The organism is Acinetobacter sp. YH12040, from assembly GCF_013420005.1.
Taxonomy (GTDB): Bacteria; Pseudomonadota; Gammaproteobacteria; order Pseudomonadales; family Moraxellaceae; genus Acinetobacter; species Acinetobacter amyesii.
Genome location: NZ_VOZB01000010.1, coordinates 121,378 through 142,954, shown reverse-complemented (window position 1 = coordinate 142,954; position 21,577 = coordinate 121,378). Strand labels below are relative to the sequence as shown.

Annotated in this window: 16 protein-coding genes and 1 pseudogene; 9 read left to right on the top strand and 8 right to left on the bottom strand. The window is 41.3% G+C overall.

Annotated features, from left to right (window positions below):
- Positions 1 to 124: 124 nt before the first annotated feature.
- Positions 125 to 364: pseudogene (locus FTT99_RS12460) on the top strand (GNAT family N-acetyltransferase); the annotation flags it as partial.
- 79 nt (positions 365 to 443) lie between these two features.
- On the opposite strand, the gene FTT99_RS12455 reads toward FTT99_RS12460, so the two are convergent.
- The 3 genes from FTT99_RS12455 to FTT99_RS12445 form a co-directional block, all read right to left on the bottom strand.
- On the bottom strand, positions 444 to 782 hold the full coding sequence (locus FTT99_RS12455; RefSeq protein WP_180161553.1) for a hypothetical protein: 339 nt from the start codon (positions 780 to 782) through the stop codon (positions 444 to 446).
- 185 nt (positions 783 to 967) lie between these two features.
- Positions 968 to 3,100, bottom strand: coding sequence for a 3-hydroxyacyl-CoA dehydrogenase NAD-binding domain-containing protein (locus FTT99_RS12450; protein WP_180161551.1), 2,133 nt, complete (start codon positions 3,098 to 3,100; stop codon positions 968 to 970).
- An 11-nt stretch (positions 3,101 to 3,111) separates the two neighbouring features.
- Positions 3,112 to 4,317 (bottom strand): acetyl-CoA C-acetyltransferase, encoded by a 1,206-nt coding sequence (locus FTT99_RS12445; protein WP_078194259.1) that lies wholly within the window; start codon positions 4,315 to 4,317, stop codon positions 3,112 to 3,114.
- Positions 4,318 to 4,523: 206 nt separating this feature from the next.
- On the opposite strand from FTT99_RS12445, the gene FTT99_RS12440 reads away from it, so the two are divergent.
- Positions 4,524 to 4,793, top strand: a complete 270-nt coding sequence (locus FTT99_RS12440; protein WP_078194284.1) for a hypothetical protein — start codon at positions 4,524 to 4,526, stop codon at positions 4,791 to 4,793.
- 50 nt (positions 4,794 to 4,843) lie between these two features.
- On the opposite strand, the gene FTT99_RS12435 is transcribed toward FTT99_RS12440, so the two are convergent.
- Positions 4,844 to 5,854 (bottom strand): AraC family transcriptional regulator, encoded by a 1,011-nt coding sequence (locus FTT99_RS12435; RefSeq protein WP_078190094.1) that lies wholly within the window; start codon positions 5,852 to 5,854, stop codon positions 4,844 to 4,846.
- Between the two features lie 210 nt (positions 5,855 to 6,064).
- Between FTT99_RS12435 and FTT99_RS12430 the strand changes: the two genes are divergently transcribed.
- From FTT99_RS12430 to FTT99_RS12410, 5 genes are all read left to right on the top strand, one after another.
- Positions 6,065 to 7,186, top strand: a complete 1,122-nt coding sequence (locus FTT99_RS12430) for a CaiB/BaiF CoA-transferase family protein (RefSeq protein WP_180102441.1) — start codon at positions 6,065 to 6,067, stop codon at positions 7,184 to 7,186.
- Positions 7,187 to 7,402: 216 nt separating this feature from the next.
- Positions 7,403 to 8,641 carry a carbohydrate porin gene (locus FTT99_RS12425; protein ID WP_257229264.1) on the top strand — a complete coding sequence of 413 codons (1,239 nt, stop codon included), beginning with the start codon at positions 7,403 to 7,405 and terminating at the stop codon, positions 8,639 to 8,641.
- Between the two features lie 170 nt (positions 8,642 to 8,811).
- On the top strand, positions 8,812 to 11,217 hold the full coding sequence (locus tag FTT99_RS12420; protein ID WP_180060212.1) for a glucose/quinate/shikimate family membrane-bound PQQ-dependent dehydrogenase: 2,406 nt from the start codon (positions 8,812 to 8,814) through the stop codon (positions 11,215 to 11,217).
- 265 nt (positions 11,218 to 11,482) lie between these two features.
- On the top strand, positions 11,483 to 13,126 hold the full coding sequence (locus FTT99_RS12415; RefSeq protein WP_078194255.1) for a nitrite/sulfite reductase: 1,644 nt from the start codon (positions 11,483 to 11,485) through the stop codon (positions 13,124 to 13,126).
- Positions 13,119 to 13,604 carry a DUF934 domain-containing protein gene (locus tag FTT99_RS12410; protein WP_168379542.1) on the top strand — a complete coding sequence of 162 codons (486 nt, stop codon included), beginning with the start codon at positions 13,119 to 13,121 and terminating at the stop codon, positions 13,602 to 13,604. Before FTT99_RS12415 ends, FTT99_RS12410 begins: the two co-directional genes overlap by 8 nt.
- Before the next feature lie 69 nt (positions 13,605 to 13,673).
- Here FTT99_RS12410 and FTT99_RS12405 read toward each other — a convergent pair whose 3' ends face one another.
- From FTT99_RS12405 to FTT99_RS12395, 3 genes are all read right to left on the bottom strand, one after another.
- The gene (locus FTT99_RS12405) at positions 13,674 to 14,123 is read right to left on the bottom strand and encodes a VOC family protein (protein ID WP_180129933.1); all 450 of its coding nucleotides are present in this window, start codon (positions 14,121 to 14,123) and stop codon (positions 13,674 to 13,676) included.
- A gap of 206 nt (positions 14,124 to 14,329) precedes the next feature.
- A complete protein-coding gene (locus FTT99_RS12400) occupies positions 14,330 to 15,505 on the bottom strand; it encodes a thiolase family protein (protein ID WP_180011606.1) in 1,176 nt (391 codons plus the stop codon).
- A 113-nt stretch (positions 15,506 to 15,618) separates the two neighbouring features.
- Complete coding sequence (locus FTT99_RS12395) at positions 15,619 to 16,140, bottom strand: GspH/FimT family pseudopilin (RefSeq protein WP_180129929.1); 522 nt, start codon at positions 16,138 to 16,140, stop codon at positions 15,619 to 15,621.
- Positions 16,141 to 16,518: 378 nt separating this feature from the next.
- Between FTT99_RS12395 and omp38 the strand changes: the two genes are divergently transcribed.
- Together omp38 and FTT99_RS12385 are read left to right on the top strand one after the other, a co-directional pair.
- Complete coding sequence (gene omp38, locus FTT99_RS12390) at positions 16,519 to 17,568, top strand: outer membrane protein Omp38 (RefSeq protein ID WP_180129926.1); 1,050 nt, start codon at positions 16,519 to 16,521, stop codon at positions 17,566 to 17,568.
- 429 nt (positions 17,569 to 17,997) lie between these two features.
- The gene (locus FTT99_RS12385) at positions 17,998 to 20,175 is read left to right on the top strand and encodes a TonB-dependent siderophore receptor (protein ID WP_180129924.1); all 2,178 of its coding nucleotides are present in this window, start codon (positions 17,998 to 18,000) and stop codon (positions 20,173 to 20,175) included.
- 66 nt (positions 20,176 to 20,241) lie between these two features.
- On the opposite strand, the gene FTT99_RS12380 is transcribed toward FTT99_RS12385, so the two are convergent.
- Positions 20,242 to 21,306 (bottom strand): aldehyde reductase, encoded by a 1,065-nt coding sequence (locus FTT99_RS12380; protein ID WP_257229262.1) that lies wholly within the window; start codon positions 21,304 to 21,306, stop codon positions 20,242 to 20,244.
- Between the last annotated feature and the right edge of the window lie 271 nt (positions 21,307 to 21,577).

Here is a 21,577-nt window from a genome sequence, read left to right as displayed (position 1 = left end):
TTCGCAAGAGATGCGATGGATGTCTGATGATTTGTAGTCATAAATTTAAGTCCCCACTTGTTTCTAAGTGGGGACTAAATTAAGGCTTATAGGATGAATTCAGAAGGTGTGTTCAGCGGACGCTTACAAAAATAACAGTATAGGTCGTGTTGCTGTTTTAAAGGCCTATCGCGGTCAGGGTATTGGTAAAATCTTGATGCAAGCTATCATCGAACAAGCGAAATTAGAGCAACGTGAATATTTAAAACTATCATCACAAGTGCATGCTATACCGTTTTATGCAGCTTTAGGTTTTGTTGTTGAAGGTGATGAATATTTAGATTGTGGTATTCCGCATCAAGATATGTATATGGCTTTGGCTTAAATACTTAAAATTGGACAGCTATAAATAAAAAACGCTTAATATTTTAAGCGTTTTTTATTTGCATAGATTGGGTCAAAGCTTAGTTACCATGATCATTCGATGCAGTAGGTTCAGGGCTCATGTCATCCATATGTGCATGTTGTTCTTCGGTCATATGCATATCTGCTGCAGTCGGCGCAGAAGCTTCACGAGCTGCTTGATCAGCTTGCGCCTTTTTCAACGCTTCTTCTGACATCACAGGGGCATTTTTAAATGCATGCTGTTGAGTATTGTCTTTTTTCTGTTGGCTCGGCATATAGTCTGGTTCATTGGTCACAGCAAGCCAGAAAATACCCATGAATAGCGCACCTAAAATACAGAAGATAATCAGTGCTTTCCAGCCCCATGGTGATTTTTCAGGAGAAGTATGATCAGTCATAACAAGCTACTCAATCGGATAAAAAGAAATCAAAAAAACTTGTTACTTTATAACATAAAACAGATGAGAGTTCGCGTAAAATCTAGACTTGTTTGCAAACACGCGAATGCGAAGGAAAATTAAAAGGAGCCGAAGCTCCTTTTGATGTGATTGAACAGCAAAATTTGCATGCTCAAAATGAATAATTAAATCTTCTCAGCTTTCGCCACTTTGTCTTTCAGCAATTGCGGTGCTTTGAAGCGTTCGCCATATTTTGCTTCTAGTGTATTGGCACGCAATAGCGCTTTTTCCAAACCATATTGATTTAAAAATTGAAGTGCACCACCTGTCCAAGGGGCAAAACCAATCCCGAAGATTGAACCGACATTGCCATCGACAGTCGATTCCAAAACACCTTCTTCTAGGCAGCGTAGCGTATCGAGCGACTGTACAAATAGGAAGCGGTCAATCATTTCCTGTTCAGAAATAGCATTATCTTTCTGCCATTTACTCAAGCCTTCCCAGAGGTGCTTTTTACCGCCTTCAGGATATTCATAAAAACCTGCGCCGGCAGCTTTACCTTTACGGCCAAACTCATGAATCATCGTTTGAATCACGTCATCCACTCCTGAGCGAGGCAGGTCTTTGCCTTCAGCTTGCAAGGCTTTACGTGTCTCGGCCGCGACATGTTCAGAGAGTGTTAAAGACACTTCATCTTGAATGGCCAATGGACCTACAGGCATGCCGGCTTTTAGCGCTGCCATTTCAATGCGGGCAGGGTGTACGCCTTCACACAGTAGACGTAAACCTTCTTGCACAAAGGTGCCAAAGACACGGCTGGTAAAGAAACCGCGGCTGTCATTCACCACAATTGGTGTTTTGCCAATTTGCTGTACATAGTCATAGGCTTTGGCTAAGGTTTCAGCCGATGTGTTTTTACCTTTAATAATTTCGACCAATTGCATTTTGTCGACAGGACTAAAGAAATGTAGACCGATAAATTTAGCTTGATCTTGAGATGCATTGGCTAAGCCTGAAATTGGCAAGGTTGAAGTATTGGATGCCATCACACCATTGGCTGCCAAGTAACTTTCTGCTTCTTGTGTCACTTTGGCTTTGAGTTCGACATTTTCAAATACCGCTTCAATGATTAAGTCACAGCCTTGTAGCTCGGTAGCATCTGCAGTGGCATGAATCAGTCCTAGAACTTGATCACGTTTTTCTGCGCTTAGACGGCCTTGAGATACTTTTTTATCCAGCAGTTTTTGGCTATAGGCTTTGCCTTTTTCAGCAGCTTCTACAGAGATATCTTTAAGTACAACTGCAATGCCTTTTGATGCTGTGGCATAAGCAATGCCTGCACCCATCATGCCTGCACCCAAAATACCAACTTTGGTGGCTTGCCATTTCGCGACGTCTTTTGGACGGCTTGCACCTGACTTAATGGCATTGAGACCATGCCAAAAGGTGCCGATCATATTTTTAGAAATTTGACCGGTTGCAAGGTAAGTAAAGTAACGTGATTCAATCGTGAGCGCCGTATCAACATCGACCTGAGCGCCTTCAACCGCAGCTGACATAATAGCTTCAGGCGCAGGGTAACAGCCCTTGGTTTTGTCACGCAGCATAGCAGGGGCAATGGCGAGCATTTGCGCCACCGCTGGAGTCGATGGTGTGCCGCCCGGAATTTTATAGCCTTTTACATCATAGGGCTGCTGTGATTTTGGATTGGCTTTGACCCACGCAATGGCTTTGTCCATCAATTCTTCAAGGCTATCTGCAGTGTCTTGAATCAGCCCCAATGATTTGACTTTTTCGACACCAATTTGTTTGCCTTCTATCAAGAGCGGAAATGCATTTTGCAGACCCAATAAACGTACCATACGAACAATACCGCCACCGCCCGGCAGTAAGCCTAAAGTTACTTCAGGTAAGCCAAATTTAGCCTTAGCATCATTCAGTGCGATTCGATAATGACAACCGAGTGCTAACTCCCAACCACCGCCCAGCGCTGTGCCATTTAAGGCTGCAACAACAGGAATGCCACGGGTTTCGATATAACGTAGTTTGGCTTTCATCTCTTCAATCATATTGAAGAATTCAGTTGCATGCTCAGGTGTAGCTTGAATCAGTTCGTCTAAGTCGCCGCCGGCAAAGAAGGTTTTTTTTGCGGAACGGAAAATAATCCCTGCAATATTTTCATCTGCTTGCAGTTTGTCTACCGTTTCAGCCAGTGCAGCACGGAAATCTGCATTCATGGTGTTGGCAGATTGGTTTGGAGAATCTAAAGTTAAAATGACGATATTGTCGGCATTTTTTTCAAATTGAATTGCGCTCATTTTTATTCTCCTTATACCAACTCAATAATCGTTGCGATGCCCATACCGCCACCCACGCAAAGTGTTGCTAAACCGCGTTTTTTACCTTGGCGTTCCAGTTCATCCATCAGGGTGCCTAAAATCATGGCGCCTGTTGCACCCAGCGGATGTCCTAATGCAATTGCACCGCCATTCACATTAACTTTGGTAGGATCAACTTTGAGTTCGGTAATAAAACGCATCACGACTGCTGCAAAAGCTTCGTTCACTTCAAATAGGTCAATATCATCAATGGTTAAGCCAGCTTTGGCTAAGGCTTTACGTGCAGCAGGTGCAGGGCCAGTCAGCATAATGGTCGGATCAGCACCTACCAATGCTGTTGCCAGCACTTTGGCGCGTGGTTTTAAACCTTGTTCTTTGACTGCTTTTTCAGAGGCAAGCAACACCACGGCAGCACCATCTACGATGCCCGATGAGTTCCCTGCATGGTGTACATGGTTGACCGCACCCACTTCAGGATATTTTTGTAAGGCGATGGCATCAAAGCCCATTTGACCCATCATGGCAAAACTTGGGTTGAGTTTGCCTAAGCCTTCTGCTGTGGTCGTTGGTTTAATAAATTCATCTTTGGCTAAAACAGTGACGCCTGCTTTGTCTTTAACCGGAATGACAGATTGGTCAAAATAACCCTTGGCTTGGGCTGCTGCGGCTTTTTGCTGAGAGTTGGCTGCAAAGGCATCCACATCTGCTCGGCTATAACCGTCAATGGTGGCAATTAAATCTGCCCCAATGCCTTGTGGTATAAAATCACAAGCCATATTAGTTTCAGGATCGAGCGCCCAAGGGCCGCCGTCACTGCCCATCGGCACACGAGACATCGACTCTACACCGCCTGCAACCACCAGATCTTCCCAGCCAGAACGCACCTTTTGTGCAGCCATATTTACGGCTTCCAAACCTGATGCACAAAAACGGTTGATTTGTACGCCTGCCACATCATTGTCCCAACCTGCTGCAATGGCTGCGGTTTTTGCAATGTCTGCACCTTGGTCACCAATGGGGGTCACGCAGCCCAGTACAATGTCGTCAACTGCAGCGGTGTCAAATTGATGTCGGTTTTGTAATTCGTTCAATAAACCGGTCAGTAGGCTAATCGGTTTAACGGCATGTAGTGAACCGTCTTTTTTTCCTTTGCCGCGCGGTGTGCGAATGGCATCAATGATGTAAGCCTCGCTCATAATCCTGTCCCTATGATCTATAAATTTTTATTGGTTTTTTGAGTGTACGGATTAATCAACCTAGTGCAATGATGAGAACGGGCGAGTCGTTTGATATTTTTGGTCAACGCTTGCTGCTGAATAAGATAAAAATCAACCTGCATATTGAAAGCGAGGATCGGTTAAGATCAGTTGCTATCGATTCAGTACATATTGAAGATCTGCTTATGCATAAAAATGTGAAGCGAGTGTTGAAAGGTCTGGCTTGGCTAGTACTAGTAGGCTGCTTAGGTTTTGTATGCATGATCGGTTTTTATGTTTTTATGATCTATGGCATTCATCCCTCAGATGAGGGGACGGGCGGTTTAGCCTGTGAGTATGATCGAAATGATCATGTGACCAAGGCAGAAATGTATCGGATACAGGATGGCAAACGCGTGATCACGCCCGTCGATCCATTGCTTTGTCAAAAACAACGTGCAGATTTTCCGAAATAAAAAAACCTGATCGAGATCAGGTTTTAGAGAATGCTATTTTTGAATATTGCTTAGTGATAACCATGTAATTGGCGATATAGGCCTGGTGTTACACCGGTCCACTTTTTAAATGCACGGTGGAAAGTACTGGTTTCACTAAAACCGACTTGCTGTGCAACATCTTCAAGCGTTAAGTCTGGATTAAGCAATAAGTGAATTGCAGCATCACGACGTAAGGCATCTTTCACACCTTGGTAGCTCTTACCTTCAGCGGCTAAACGACGACGTAGTGTTTGCGGCGATAGATACAGCATTGAAGCAACATCGTTCAAGGTTGGCATTTCTTCGCCAATTTGACTCTTCAGCACATCACGGATACGAGATGTTAATGAATTGGTATTTTTAAATTTAACCAATAACTGTGCAGGAGCCGCTTTTAAGAATTCTTCAAGCGTTTCTTCGTTTTGACGAATTGGTAAATCTAAATAATCCGCTGCAAATGTAATTTCAGTTCGTGGTGTATCAAACTGCATGACAGGTGCAAAAAACAAGGCATCATATTCGTCAGCATGTTCAGGACGTTCATAACCGAAGTGAACACGCTCTAAAGGCAGACGACGTTCAATCAACCAAGAAGCGAGACCATGCCAAATCATCAGCATACTTTCTGTAATGAAATGGTCTGGGTCCATAGATTTTGGAATTTGAGGAACTAAACGTGCTTCGTGCTTATCACGTTCTAGTGTCACCGACCATTCATCACCAAACAGTTTGTAGAACTGCGAAGACAATTCGAGTGCATCACCGAGGGTTTTTGCATGAATAATCAATTGGCACATAATGGCAAAAGTACCCAAGCGGCGCGGTTGAATATCAAAACCGACATGTTCGTCTTGAGTCACCATCCACAACATTTTAATAAAACGTGTGTATTGTTCAGGTGAAATACGCGCTTTGGGTTGGCGTAGAAGTTCAGCCTCAATGCCAACATGAGACAATAAAGTTTCGACATCCATGCCGAGACGTTTCACACCAGTTAAGGCTGCGTTGACGAAATGGATACTGATCGTATCACGACTCATGTTTAATCCTTCAGTCTCTTTAATGTTCACAAATGTTTGACCTAAATGACGCTAAAAAAAGAAATCATGGCAATTTACAACAGCGGTTTTACCATTTTTACATGGTAAATTGCCGAAACTATCAAGGTAAATGGCTGAACATGACATTGTTTTAATCATTTTATATTTCTACCATGGATAAAAAATCTACACAATTAGAGAAAAATATCCATGGAAGCTGCTTTAAAAGGATTGAAAGTACTCGACTTTTCGACATTACTCCCAGGGCCATTTGCGACCTTGTATTTGGCTGACATGGGTGCGGAAGTTGTGCATATTGAGTCACCGACGCGTCCCGATCTAGTTCGTTTGATGCCACCTTATGCCAATGGGCAAGCCACAGCGCATAGTTATTTAAATCGCAATAAACAATCCATCGCATTAGATTTAAAAGATCCGAAAAGTATTGAATTGATCAAAGCCAAAATTTCAGATTTTGATATTGTGGTAGAACAATTTCGTCCAGGTGTCATGCAACGCTTGGGTTTGGATTATGTAGTTTTGGCCGAAATTAATCCGCGACTTATTTATTGCTCGATTACGGGTTATGGTCAAACCGGACATTACAAAGACCGTGCAGGGCATGACATCAATTACTTGGCTTTATCGGGTATTTCAGGTCATAGCGGACGCCAAGACAGTGGCCCGCCACCGATGGGGATTCAAATCGCCGATGTAGCAGGTGGATCAATGCATGCAATTACTGGCATCTTAGCTGCGGTGATTGAGCGTTACCGTAGCGGTTTAGGACAATATATTGATATTTCCATGACCGATTGTGCCGTCGCATTGAACAATATGGCTGCAGCTGGCGTATTGGCTGCCAATGCTGTAACAGCCGCAGAAACTGCACATCTGAATGGCGGAAGTTTCTATGACTATTATCGAACCCAAGATGGTCGCTATCTGTCTATAGGTGGTTTGGAGCCACAGTTTTTACATGGATTGGCGCAAATTCTAGATTTACCCGCTTTAGCAACGCAAGGCATGTCATTTGATCCGCAAGACCAAACTGAAATTAAGCATGCAATTGCCCGAAAAATACTAACCAAAACATGGGCTGAGTGGAAAAAGATTTTTGCCTCTCAAGATGTCTGTGTGGAACCAGTTTTAAGTTTGGACGAAGCTCTAAATTCACAATTGGCCCAAGAGCGGCATTGGTGTGTTGAAGTTCCGCTACAAGAAGGCGACACAATGACACAAACTCAACTGGCATGTCCGATTAAATTTTCTAGATCAGCATTGATTTATACCCATGTGGGTAAAACTTTAGGTGCGGATAATTGGTTATGAATGGTATAAAAAAAGGTGATAAGTTAAACAATAAAACCTTTAAAATCTCTTAATTAGATAAACATTCATGTAAATACTGAGAGTTGTTAACAAAAAAATAAATAAATTATACAAATGTGAGAGTATTATATGAACTATTAACACAATTGGTATATAGGTCTCCAAATGAAAATAGCTGTGAGTAAACTTGGATCTTTATATCTTAGCCTCGGAATAATGCTTGCGGGTTCAGCAACCCAAGCGGCAACTACTGCAGATGCTTTCAGTTCTGAAAGCCCATGGATGTTCGGTGATTGGAACGGTCAACGAACAGCGCTTCAACAGAAAGGTTACGATTTTAGTTTTAGTTATGGTGGCGAATTAGCTACTTTGTTAGATGCAAAGCATGCTTCAAGTCATGGCACTGAATATGCGGACCAATTCGCGATCGGGGCACATCTCGATTTAGAAAAAATTGCGGGTTGGAAAGATACCGAAGCGCAAATCAATATCACTGAACGTAATGGTCGTTCATTGTCTCAAACTTCAGATGCATTAAATGGTCATTTAAGTGCAACACAAGAAGTGTGGGGTCGTGGTCAAACTTGGCGTTTGACTGATTTTTGGATCAAGAAAAAATTCTTAGACCAAAAATTAGATATTAAAGTCGGTCGTTTTGGTGAAGGTGAAGATTTCAACAGCTTTGACTGTGACTTTCAAAACTTAGCACTTTGTGGTTCACAAGTGGGTAACTGGGTCGGTGACCAATGGTACAACTGGCCAGTCAGCCAATGGGCTGCTCGCGTGAAATATAACATTCAGCCTGAACTCTACGCACAAGTCGGGGTTTATGAATACAACCCTGAAAATCTAAAACGTGGTAAAGGTTGGAACTTGAGTACCGATGGTTCTAAGGGTGCGATTATTCCTGCTGAAGTAGTGTGGACTCCAAAAGTGGGGACACAAAAGCTTCCGGGTGAATACCGTGCAGGTTACTACTACAGTACCGCTGATGCCGATGTCATTGATAGCCCAATAAATGAAAAAGATCACCATCAAGGTGGTTGGATTGTGGCGAAACAACAACTGACAGCACACAAAGACGATGCCTCACGTGGTTTGAGTGGTTTTGTAAATGTCACAGTGCATGACTCAGACACCAACAATGTGAGTGATATGCAAAACATTGGCTTGGTATACAAAGGCGCATTCGATGCACGTCCTCAGGATGAAATCGCGATTGGCTTAGGACGTATCAGCATTAATGATGATGTGAATGACGCCAATATTGCCAATAACAGCGTTGATGCACGCGGTCTACAAAGTGAAGAGTATGACGCAGAAATTTACTACGGTATTCATGCGGCAAACTGGCTGACTATTCGTCCAAATATTCAATATATCCGTCACGTCGGTGCTTACAAAAATGGTGAGAATGCGTGGGTCGGCGGTATCAAATTTCAAACAGCATTTTAATTGATGTCAAATTAGAGTTCTTATAAAAGCAATTCGGTAATTCTGAGAAAAATTACGATATTTTCCCTTGAATTGTTTTTGTAACAACTTCTCTTTGCGACATAAAAACGGTGGTGTGTTGAATGTGTTTCACGCACCAAATACAACATTCGACAATAGAGGTGGTCAACATGAGCAACCCATCTACTGGAACTGGGATGCGAACATTTACCGTCGTTGTGATGGCAATTTTCGCCTTAGTTCTATTGATTGGTGGTATCTGGCTGGCAGTCCTTGGCGGTTCTTGGTACTACATTATCGCCGGCCTGTTAATGCTGGCTTCAGCAATATACTTAAGAAAAATTCAAAACAGTTCTTTATACATTTATGCAGCGTTGATGCTGGGTACAGTGATTTGGGGACTTTGGGAGGCAGGGTCTGACTTTTGGGCACTTGCACCGCGTTTTGATATTTTAGGCTTATTGGGCCTTTGGTTACTGATTCCTGCCGTGACACGCGGTATGGAAAATGGCAAAACTGCGAAAATTACATTATCAGGCACACTGGTGATTGCGATTATCGTGATGATCTATTCAATTTTTAATGATCCGCAAGAAATTCACGGTGAAATTAAAAATGCACAACCTCAAACAGCCAAAGCGATTGAGGGTATTGCTCCTGAAGATTGGCCTGCCTATGGTCGTACACAAGGTGGTGTACGTTATTCTCCACTCACCCAAATCAATAGCGACAACGTTAAAGATTTAGAAGTAGCGTGGACTTTCCGTACAGGTGAGTTACCAACAGAAAATGACTCAGGTGAAACCACAAACCAAGTCACTCCGATTAAAGTCGGCAATGACATGTTTATGTGTACAACTCACCAACGTTTAATTGCACTTGATCCTGCGACAGGTAAACAAAAATGGGCATTCGATCCTAAGCTTAAAGCGGACAATACCTATCAACATTTAACATGTCGTGGTGTGTCTTATTTTGACGCTGCAAATACCACTCAGTTTGCAAAAAGCTTAGAGAACAAACGCTCGACTTCAACTGAATGTCCGCGCAAAGTGATCTTGCCTGTAAATGATGGTCGTTTGGTTGCAGTCAATGCTGACACAGGTAAAGCATGTAGTGATTTTGGTCATAACGGCGAAGTCGATCTACAAAAAGATATGCCTTATCCGTATCCGGGCGGTTATATCCCAACTTCACCTCCAGTGGTTACTGGCACAACCATTGTGATTGGCGGTTCAACTACCGATAACTTCTCGACTAAAGAGCCATCTGGTGTCATCCGTGGTTATGATGTTAATACTGGTGAATTATTGTGGATCTTTGATACAGGGGCGCAAGATCCAAATGCCATGCCAGGTGAAGGTCAAAAATACTCTGTAGCCTCACCGAATGCATGGGCACCTTTAGCATATGACGAAAAACTTGACATCGTTTATGTGCCAACAGGTGTAGGCACACCAGACATTTTTGGTGGTCACCGTACGCCATTAGATGAACGCTATGCAAACTCAATGTTGGCATTAAATGCATCAACAGGTAAATTAATTTGGAATTTCCAAACCACACATCATGATTTGTGGGATATGGATGTACCATCACAACCTTCATTGGCAGATATCAAAGATAAATCAGGTAATACTGTTCCTGCGATCTATGTCTTAACCAAAACAGGTAATGCATTCGTCCTTGACCGTCGTACCGGTAAAGCGATTGTGCCAATCACTGAAAAAGCGGTTCCACAAACTGTAAAACGTGGTCCACAAACTAAAGGTGAGCATTATTCTGCAACTCAACCATTCTCTGATTTTGATTTAGCACCAAAAGATAAATTGACTGATAAACAAATGTGGGGTGCCACTATGTTTGACCAGTTGATGTGTCGTGTGTATTTCAAATCATTAAACTACGACGGTATTTATACACCACCTTCTGAAAATGGCACATTGGTATTCCCAGGTAACCTTGGGGTATTTGAATGGGGTGGTATGTCGGTGAACCAAGACCGTCAAGTTGCTGTGATGAACCCAATTGGCTTGCCATTTGTGACTAAGTTGATTCCTACAGATCCAAACCGTGAGCAAACTGCGAAAGGTGCGGGTACTGAACAAGGCGTGCAACCGATGTATGGCGTACCTTATGGGGTGGAAATCAAAGCATTCTTGTCACCACTTGGCTTACCTTGTAAACAACCTTCATGGGGCTTTACTGCGGGTGTAGATTTAAATACACATGAAGTGGTCTGGAAAAAACGTATTGGTACAATTCGTGACAGTTTACCGAAATTGTTCCAATTACCTGCTGTGAAAATTGGTGTACCGGGTCTTGGTGGATCAATCTCGACTGCTGGTAATGTCATGTTTGTAGGCGCAACACAAGATAACTATATCCGTGCAATCAATGTAACGAATGGTGATACTTTGTGGGAAGGTCGTCTACCCGCAGGTGGTCAAGCGACTCCAATGACTTATGAAGCAAATGGTAAACAATATGTTGTGATCATGGCTGGTGGTCATGGTTCATTTGGTACAAAACTTGGTGATTACCTTGTTGCGTATGCGTTACCAGATAAAAAATAAGTGATTTTACGTCGCTAAATAAAAAGCCCGATTTATCGGGCTTTTTATTGGCTTAAATTCTTTATGTAAATTTATGCTAAGTAATGGAGAAATAATTCAATATATTAATAAATAAAAAGTAAAGGACCGAAATCCGCTATATCAGTGAAATTGCGACAGTCTTATCAATAAAATCGCTATTAAATATGTAAAAAACGCATTTTCTTGATAGATAAAATCTCGTTATGCTGTGCATTGTTATAATAGAAATTACTAGCTGTACGCCATGTATTTATATACTGATTTTGACCAGCAACTGGTTAATGAACGTGTTGCACAGTTCCGTGATCAAACGGAACGTTATTTAGCAGGTAAATTGACGGAAGATGAATACCGTCCACTGCGTCTTCAAAACGGCCTTTATGTACAACGTTATGCACCGATGCTACGTATTGCAGTACCTTATGGCCTGATGAATTCTAAACAATTACGTAAAATTGCGTCATTGGCTCAGGACTATGACCGTGGTTATGCGCACGTATCTACTCGTCAAAACATTCAGTTTAACTGGCCTGCACTAGAAAATGTGCCTGATATGTTACAAGAGCTCGCATCTGTTCAAATGCATGCGATTCAAACTTCGGGTAACTGTATTCGTAACACAACCACTGACCAATATGCAGGTGTGGTTGCGGGTGAAATTGCTGACCCACGCCCAACGTGTGAATTGATTCGTCAATGGTCAACTTTCCACCCAGAATTCGCTTTCTTGCCACGTAAGTTCAAAATTGCAGTTTCAGCACTGGAAGAAACTGATCGTGCGGCAACGTCTTTCCATGATATCGGTGTGTATATCGTGAAAAATGAAGCAGGCGAGATTGGCTATAAAATCAAAGTTGGTGGTGGTTTAGGCCGTACACCAGTGATTGGTAGCTTTATTCGTGACTTCTTGCCACGTGAAGATTTGATTGCTTATTTAGAAGCGGTACTTCGTGTATACAACTTACACGGTCGTCGTGATAACAAATATAAAGCACGTATCAAAATTTTGGTGAAAGCATTAACACCAGAAGTATTTGCAGAGAAAGTGGAAGCTGAATTTGCACATACCATCAAAACGTTAAAAATCGATGCTGATACCTTGGCGAAAATGGATGAGAACTTCACACCATTTGATTACCAAGATTATGCGGATGAAGATTTCGCAGAGCAATTTGCCGCAGAGCCGAAATTTAAACAATGGTTCAACATCAACACCAATGCACATAAAGTCAAAGGTTACCGCATCGTTACGATTTCTTTGAAACGTGCGGGTATTGCACCGGGCGATATGACTGTTGAAGAAATGAACCTGATTGCTGACTTGGCTGACAAATATACCTTTGGTGAGTTCCGTACCACACATGAGCAAAACATTGCGCTTGTGGATGTACCGCAAAAAGATTTGTTTGATCTATGGAAAATCCTTGATCAACACAATCTTGCACGTGCGCATATTGGGTTCTTAACCGATATCATTTGCTGCCCAGGTGGTGATTTCTGTTCATTAGCAAATGCGAAATCGATTCCAATTTCTGAAGCCATTACACGTCGTTTTGATGACTTAGATACCATTTACAATTTAGGTAAATTGGATCTGAACATCTCTGGTTGTATGAATGCGTGTGGTCACCACCATGTCGGTAATATCGGTATTTTAGGTGTAGATAAAAAGGGTGCTGAGTTCTATCAAATCACTTTGGGTGGTAATGCCGACCATGATGCATCAATTGGTGACATCTTAGGCCCATCATTTGCAGCCGAAGTTGTACCAGACATCATTGAAGAAATCTTAAATACTTATCTAGACCTTCGTGCAGAAGGCGAAGAGTTTATTGATACTTACCGCCGTGTTGGCATCCAACCATTTAAGGAGCGTGCATATGCTTAATACAGCACTACAAGTCCTCTCTAAAGATGGCTCGATTGCAGACAATACTTACCAAGTCATTGGTGAAGATGGTGTGTTGCCACAAGGTGACGTGGTTTTAACAGTTGAGCAGTTAGATCAACTTGCGAATGTGTCTGGTAAAAAAGCACTTTTCGTCACGGTGGATGCTTCACCTGAAACCAATGAATTCCCGCTTGACCAGTTAGATGCTATTTTCATCGAATTTGCCGGTTTTAACGATGGTCGAGGTTACTCATTTGCTGCATTGTTACGTCGCCAAGGTTTCCAAGGAGAACTACGTGCGACAGGTGATGTATTCAAAGACGTGTTGAACTACATGAAGCGTTCAGGTTTCGATACTTTTGTAGTGAAAGAAGGTAAAGATATTGCTGAAGCTGCTGCTGGTTTAGGTGATTTTACCAATCCATACCAAGCTTCAACTGCAGTTCCGCAAGCGCATTATCAAACTGGTGCTTAAGTGCCTTGATCTATAAAAAAGCCTCCATTCGGAGGCTTTTTTATAGATCGAAATACTTTTAATGAGTGATTATTCATTTTTAAGCTGGCAATTGACCATCCATTTAATACCGAACTGATCGGTAAATGCGCCATACAGCGCACCCCAAAAGGTCTTTTTGAGAGGCATTTCTATAGAGCCTCCTTTGGACAAGCCATCAAACAGTCGTTTGGCTTCAGCTTGTTCACTACTGTCTAAATTTATCGAAATATAATGATTGCTGCCTACTGTAAAGGGTTGATTGGATTGCGCACAGAATTGTTCGTTGACATCTGAGGCCATCAGCACGGTAAATTCATTGATCGACAGGGAAATATGCATAATCTTTTGCAGTTCTGTATCGGATAGTGAAATGCCTTCCTCAGCAGGCATTTCACCATAACGCATCACATTGAGGAACTCTCCACCAAATACAGAACGATAAAAATTAAAGGCTGCCTCGGTATTGCCTTGAAAATTCAAGTAGTGATTGAGCTGCATGGTGGTCATCCATTTTTATTATGTCGACATTTATTTTAAGAGCCTTGGCTGAGCTGTATGTGAACAATTTATGTCTAAAATGTAAGCATAAAAAATCCCTCTTACAGAGGGATTTTCAGTCTCCCTCCTTTATTAAAGGAGGGGTTAGGGGAGGATTAAAGAATATTCCCTCTAAATCGCCCTTTGTGAAGGGAGTCAGCAGAGCATTAAAGCAATTCAATCGCCACAGCAGTCGCTTCACCGCCACCAATACACAGTGCTGCAATACCGCGTTTACCACCTGTCCGTTTTAATGCATGGATCAGCGTTAATATAATGCGTGAACCTGTAGAACCAACTGGATGTCCAAGCGCACAAGCACCACCATTGATATTTACTTTTTCAGCATCTAATTTAAATTCATCAATAGGGCACATCGTGACCATCGCAAAGGCTTCATTGATTTCCCATAAATCTACATCAGCAACATTCCAACCCGATTTATCTAGAACTTTTTGAATTGCGCCTACAGGTGCAATGGTAAACTCGGACGGATGCTGAGAATTTGATGCATAAGCTACAATTTTTGCGAGCGGATTTAAACCTTTTGCTGAAGCTTGATCTGCTGATGTTAAAACTAAAGCAGATGCACCATCAGAAATAGAACTGGCATTGGCAGCGGTAATCGTTCCATCTTTAGCAAAAGCAGGGCGCAGCGTTGGAATTTTTTCGATATTAGCGTTAAAAGGCTGTTCGTCTTTATCGATAATCACATCGCCTTTACGACTCGAAACAGTGACAGGCACGATTTCGTCAGCAAAATATCCCTCAGTAATTGCAGTTTGCGCACGTTTAAGCGAGCGAATGGCGAAGTCATCCATTTGTTCACGTGTATAGCCTTTTGTGTTTGCCATATCCTGCGCAAAAGACCCCATGAGTCGGCCCGTTTCTGCATCTTCTAGGCCATCTAAGAACATATGATCTTTAACGTCACCGTGGCCCATACGGTAGCCAGCTCGTGCTTTGGTCAAAACATAAGGGGCATTGGTCATTGACTCCATACCACCTGCAACCACGACTTGAGCCGAACCTGCCTTAATCATATCTGCCGCTTGCATCACGGCCTTCATACCTGAACCACACAGCTTGTTGATGGTTACGGCACCAGTTGAATCTGGAAGACCGGCTTTACGCATCGCTTGACGGGCAGGACCTTGTTTCAGGCCAGCCGGAAGCACACAGCCCATAATGACTTCTTCAACATCTGTCGGTTGTAAACCCGCGCGTTCGATGGCTGCTTTAATCGTAACTGCGCCTAATTCTGGTGCAGTGACAGCGGCTAAACTCCCTTGAAAACCACCCATTGCTGTACGGGCACCATTCACGATGACGATATCAGTCATTACATGTCTCCATTTTCTTATACATTAATTTTTGAATACGTCAGCAGTATAAGTAAAATTGAACAGGAATAAAGCAAATTTAAAAGGCTGCTTTGGACTCACCGGTTCTCAAATTAGCAACTGGTTGGGTTTTCAAATCGTAAATGTCCCATTCGACTTAAGACTGCTCGGATCGGTTGAAGCGTTGATTTCGAACAGTAGTAGAAACTACCATTTGAACCATTGGGTAAACCGGAGCTAGCCTGAAAGGTTAGGCTCGGAATGTGTAAAGTCCCACGCCAAGACAGATCGCCATATTTTAAATTGAGTTTATCTTGCAGCAATATTTTTTCATTTGCGTCGACTTGACGGTTTTTATTACTGTCAATAAATATGATCAGACCACTGTTCCAGTTGTTAGGTTGGCAAAGTTTAAAGTTAAGACTAGAACAAATCACAATATTGGAATGATAAATAGTGGCCTGAGCCCGTGCGAATGCATTGTGATTCTGAATAGTCAATTTGATGTTATTCGCTTCTCGCTGCGCCATTAAATTGTTGAAATGTGGTAAAGCTATCGTCACGATAATGACCATAATCGCAATTGAGACCAAAAGTTCAAATAACGTAAAGCCGGTTTCTTTATTGTAAAGCATTGATTTAATCCAAAATTTAATATTATTTTTATATGTCTAATGTTATATGTGTTTTTAATGGCGATATTAATTTTGAGTATAGAATTTTATTACTCAATTTTAGATAAAGCTGTTAAAATGAAAATAGCAAGTGACAATAGGCGATTCACTGCTCAAAATTGAGTAAAAATTTACCGAATTACAACGGAAATTGTAAGTAATTTTGTCAATAATTTACTTGATTAGATTAATCAAGCACTTGGAAAAAGAAAAAAGTGTTTGTATGATTCAGCGTGAATAGCTTAAAAAAAAAACTGGGGTATAAGAAAGCCTATCTCAGGATAGCCAATTTTTCGGCTTGAGCTTGAACAACAATTGTTATCTCTGGAGGATAAATCCATGAAAATGAGTCGTATTGCATTAGCAATGCTCGTAGCTGCTCCTTTAGCAGCTGCAAACGCAGGCGTAACTGTTACTCCATTAATGCTTGGTTACACTTTCCAAGATTCTGAACACAACAACAGCCGTGGCAACCTTACTGAAGGTCCAGAGCTACAAGACGACTTGTTTGTTGGTGCAGCACTTGGTGTTGAATTAACTCCATGGTTAGGTTTCGAAGCTGAATACAACCAAGTTAAAGGCGATGTGGATACTGATTGGGGTGAGTACAAACAAACTCAAATCAACGGTAACTTCTATGCTACTTCTGATTTGATCACTAAAAACTATGACAGCAAAGTTAAGCCATATGTATTGTTAGGTGCTGGTCACTACAAATACAAATTTGACGAAGCTGCTGCTCGTGGTTTAGGTGCTGACCGTGGTACTACTGAAGAAGGTACTTTGGGTAATGCTGGTCTAGGTGCTTTCTGGCGCTTAAACGATGCTTTATCTCTACGTACTGAAGCTCGTGCTACTTACAACATTGATGAAGATTTCTGGAACTACACAGCTTTAGCTGGTCTTAACGTAGTTCTTGGCGGTCACTTGAAACCTGCTGCTCCTGTAGTTGAAGTTGCTCCTGTAGCTCCAGTTGCTCCAGTTGCTCCAGCTCCTCAAGAGTTGACTGAAGATCTTAACATGGAACTTCGTGTGTTCTTTGATACAAACAAATCTAACATCAAAGATCAATACAAACCTGAAATCGCTAAAGTTGCTGAAAAATTAGGTGAATACCCTAATGCTACAGCTAACATCGAAGGTCACACAGATAACACTGGTCCACGTGCTCTAAACGAACGTTTATCACTAGCTCGTGCTAACTCTGTTAAATCTTCACTTGTTAACGAATACAACGTTGACCCAGCTCGTTTATCTACTCAAGGTTTCGCGTGGGATCAACCGATCGCTGACAACAACACTAAAGAAGGCCGTGCTATGAACCGTCGCGTATTCGCTACGATTTCTGGTAGCCGTACTGTAGTGGCTCAACCTGGTCAAGCTCAATAATTTGAGTTTAACTTCGGTTAGAAAAAAGCGGCTCTTTTGAGTCGCTTTTTTTTGTTAAAAAATTAAAAAAGAGACTTAAATTTGGCTAAAAGGCACTAACCAAAATGCCTTATTAACTTTTGAATAATCGTAGGATGTAAATGGATACATCTATTCAAAGGTTATAAAGCATGTAAAAATTCAAATTATTTGTATATTAATTAATCATTTGTTTACCTGAGAGCTTTAGTTTAACATGCACAGTTTGTGTTTTTATTTTTTATAAAATTAATAATAAACAATTATTTACATTTGTCTTATCTACAATTTATAAAAAATGAATATTTATATTTTTCATTAAAAAAATATTATCATCGGGATTCATGATGCAGTTAAGAATTATTCTAAATATAATAATGATTCTTATTCAAACAAATTAAGCGTTCAATAATGATCAATTTTCCAAAAACTCATTTAGTCCGTGCGATTTCAATCGCGATCTTAGGGGTGGGCACATCTGCAGTAGTAAATGCAGCAGAGCGAACCGTGCTTGAAACAATTGAAATTGAGGTACCTGCAGAAAAGCAACTTGCAAATGGTAAGTTGAAAGCGCAGACAGAACTTGGTGCTTTGGGAAATAAAAAAATTGTTGATACGCCATTTAGCGTTGCTGCATATAGTGAAAAGTTAATTGAAGAACAGCAGGCTACGACTGTTGGTGAAGTATTAAAAAATGATGCGAGTATCCGTATTACCACCAACCAAGGTCATATAAACGAAAACTTTAATATTCGTGGCTTTGACATCAATCACGATGATATTGCATTGAATGGTATGTACGGTATGGCGCCTTATGGACGCGTACCGACTGAATTTCTAGATTCGGTAACGGTTTTAAAAGGCCCGAATGCCTTGGTTGCAGGTATGTCGCCTGCTGGTGGGGTCGGTGGTGTGGTCATCGCTAAAACTAAGCGTGCAGATAAAGAAAAAACTCAAGTTTCAGCTTCAATGGAAGAAGGTGGTTTTTACCAATCAGGTTTTGACGTTTCGCGACGTTTTGGTGCTGAAAAAGAATTTGGTCTAAGTGTGAATGGTGCTTATGGTCAAGGTGAGCACATTATTGAAGGCATGGAAGATAAACATGCATCAGGTGCAATTGCTGCAGACTATACAACGGATAAGTTAAAACTTAATTTTGATGCCTATGCGGTACGTGATGATCGTAATGGTGGATCACCTGCGATGGTCGCGTTCGGCGTGAAAGACGCACATGGTCATATCTATAATGGCGTACTTGATGCGCCTAAAGGCGATACCAATTATTTTAGTAATTTAGAAGGTCATACAGATAGTGAGTTTGTAGGATTAAGTGGTGAATATGCATTTACACCTGATTTAAATGTGTATGCAGGTGTAGGGCATATTGAAAAGGCCTATAGCGGACACATTTTTGGTACGCGTCTTATCGTAGGGCAAGCTGATGGTCATGCTACTTCACAGTACTATCGTACAGGGTCATCTGAGTCGATTACATCAGCCAATACAGGTTTCCAATATAAGTTTAATACAGGTGCTGTAAAACATGCCTTAAATGTAAGAGCTGACTACTTGACCAAAGAAACAGATCAGCATGTGAAAGCGACGCAAGAGAATATTGAGTCAACCAATTTATATGATCCTAACACCACTATCGGTATGCCTTCAGCTTATCCTGTGGTTCAACCAAACTTAGACAATAAATATGTCAGCTATACGGTGTCTGATCAGATTTCGATGTTAAATGATAAATTGCAGCTGATTGTTGGTGCACGCTATCAGGATATCGATACCAAGAATTTACAAAGAAAGACTGGCTATCAAGATGATAAAATTTCGCCAAGCTTAGGTGTCGTGGTTAAACCTTTTGGTGAGAATCTTTCTATTTATGCAAACTATGTAGAGGGACTTTCTGAAGGGGTAACGGTGAATAACGTTGCAGATGCCAACAATAATGTCACCTTTGCGCCATTCCAAACCAAACAATATGAATTGGGTGCAAAATATCAAGTAGGTTCTTGGTTGAATACATTTGCCCTTTATCAAATTGAAAAACCATCGACCATGGTATCTTCATATTCTGATGGTCAACCCAATAGTACAATCAATCAAATTACCACAGATGATGCAGAAACACGTTCACATGGCGTGGAATGGGCATTTTCAGGAGAGATTTATACAGGTCTAAATCTGATGGGTAGTTTGGCTTATATCGATGCTGAATATACCAAAGCAGCGGTGAAAAATGGTGTAACTAATCAAGGCAATACGGTATATGGTATTCCTGACTTTACCGCAACGCTTGGCTTAGATTATGCGGTACCTTATGTAGATGGTTTAAATGTGAATGCGCGTGCAAATTATGTGAGTGAACAATATTTAAATGAAACTAATAGTCTTAAACTACCAGACTATACAATCTTAGATTTAGGTGCGCGTTATAAAACCAATTTGGGTGGTGTAAATACTACATTCTTAGCCAATATTGCTAACGTGACTGATGAGAAATATTGGGAAGGTACATTCAACTCAGGTTATGCCTTAGTGGGTGGTCCACGTACCTATAAAGTCGGCGTGACTTTTGATTTCTAAGTTAGTTTAATTTTTTTTAATATAAAAAGCCACCTATTTAAGGTGGCTTTTTTGTTGATGAGTGATTCACGGAATATATTGCTTCACCACACCGTCATCGAGGAGTTGTTGGAAATGCTCAACCACACTTTGTTGAATATCTCGGTACTCAATGCCCAATTCTTTTTTACTTTTTTCAGCATTAAAGTAAATCGGGTAACCCATATTCAGTTCAACAAATTTACGAGGGAAGCCTGCAAGAGGGCCAAATGCCTTAAAGGCAAACTTCGGTAAGGTATTGCGCGGAAATGGAAATTTATTCCCAAAATGTGCGCGCAATAATTTGCCCATGTCTAATAGGCTTAATGTACCACCACTAATTATATAACGTCCGCTCGCTGAGGGATTGAGAGCTGCTTGTACGTGCGCATCGGCAACATCGCGAACATCGACGATACCATTCCACATTGGTGGAACACCGGCCAAAGTCATACCATTGGCAAACTGTTGTAGCACTTCAACGCTTCCTGACTGTGTTGATGCTGTTAAAGATGGCCCCATGACCAGTGCAGGATTAACACAGACTAGATCCCAACGGTTTTGTGCTTTTTGCATTTCCCACGCTTTGCGCTCAGCCATTACTTTTGAATATGGATAAGGCTGATGAGTTTCTGAACTGGAGGTATTCCAATGCGATTCATCAAATTCATTATGCTCGGTCTGTAGAATATCAATGGCATCACCATAGGTTGATGCGATACTTGAAGTCACGACAACACGTTTTACTGACTCAGTTTTATTGACACTGTTGAGCACATTTTCAGTGCCTAAAATAGCCGGTTCAATAATATCTTTTATTGCGTCTTTATAATTGGTGACGACAAATGGAGATGCCATGTGGATCACAATGTCACAACCTTGCATGGCTGAATCAAATGCACCTTCATCCAATAAATTTGCTTGAAACAGTTTTAAAGTGCCAGTTGTATCAGCTGCAATTTTTTCGAGGTGTGCAAAACCTGATGTTTTATTCAGATCGCGAACAGTGGCATGCACTGTATGGCCTAATTCAAGTAGGTTCTTAATGACCCAACTGGCAATATAGCCTGTCGCGCCTGTGACGAGTATCTGTTTTGTTGTCTTGCTATTCATATTCTTCAACTTTAATAGACGCATTTTTTTATCATATTGAGAATATTTAGTTTTGTCTTTGATTGATTTGAAAAAATATATGTTGATGATTGGGTTTAATGCGCACTAAATTCAGCAGAGAATGCTGTAAAAGTACTTTTTTATTGATCTTAAAAACGTAAATATGGGATGAATGTTGGATAGATGTATATTCTTATGAGTATGGATGCAAAATCTCACAGAAAAATGGACAAAGAGTCATATCTAACTTGTGCGCTTTAATTTAAAGCCT

Coding starts and splice junctions, on each gene's coding strand:
- FTT99_RS12420 (WP_180060212.1), top strand. CDS start 8,812: ATGAGCAACCCATCTACTGGAACTGGGATGCGAACATTTACCGTCGTT.
- FTT99_RS12410 (WP_168379542.1), top strand. CDS start 13,119: ATGCTTAATACAGCACTACAAGTCCTCTCTAAAGATGGCTCGATTGCA.
- FTT99_RS12455 (WP_180161553.1), bottom strand. CDS start 782: ATGACTGATCATACTTCTCCTGAAAAATCACCATGGGGCTGGAAAGCA.
- FTT99_RS12445 (WP_078194259.1), bottom strand. CDS start 4,317: ATGAGCGAGGCTTACATCATTGATGCCATTCGCACACCGCGCGGCAAA.
- FTT99_RS12405 (WP_180129933.1), bottom strand. CDS start 14,123: ATGCAGCTCAATCACTACTTGAATTTTCAAGGCAATACCGAGGCAGCC.
- FTT99_RS12415 (WP_078194255.1), top strand. CDS start 11,483: ATGTATTTATATACTGATTTTGACCAGCAACTGGTTAATGAACGTGTT.
- FTT99_RS12400 (WP_180011606.1), bottom strand. CDS start 15,505: ATGACTGATATCGTCATCGTGAATGGTGCCCGTACAGCAATGGGTGGT.
- FTT99_RS12435 (WP_078190094.1), bottom strand. CDS start 5,854: ATGAGTCGTGATACGATCAGTATCCATTTCGTCAACGCAGCCTTAACT.
- FTT99_RS12430 (WP_180102441.1), top strand. CDS start 6,065: ATGGAAGCTGCTTTAAAAGGATTGAAAGTACTCGACTTTTCGACATTA.
- FTT99_RS12395 (WP_180129929.1), bottom strand. CDS start 16,140: ATGCTTTACAATAAAGAAACCGGCTTTACGTTATTTGAACTTTTGGTC.
- FTT99_RS12450 (WP_180161551.1), bottom strand. CDS start 3,100: ATGAGCGCAATTCAATTTGAAAAAAATGCCGACAATATCGTCATTTTA.
- FTT99_RS12380 (WP_257229262.1), bottom strand. CDS start 21,306: ATGAATAGCAAGACAACAAAACAGATACTCGTCACAGGCGCGACAGGC.
- FTT99_RS12385 (WP_180129924.1), top strand. CDS start 17,998: ATGATCAATTTTCCAAAAACTCATTTAGTCCGTGCGATTTCAATCGCG.
- FTT99_RS12425 (WP_257229264.1), top strand. CDS start 7,403: ATGCTTGCGGGTTCAGCAACCCAAGCGGCAACTACTGCAGATGCTTTC.
- omp38 (WP_180129926.1), top strand. CDS start 16,519: ATGAAAATGAGTCGTATTGCATTAGCAATGCTCGTAGCTGCTCCTTTA.
- FTT99_RS12440 (WP_078194284.1), top strand. CDS start 4,524: ATGCATAAAAATGTGAAGCGAGTGTTGAAAGGTCTGGCTTGGCTAGTA.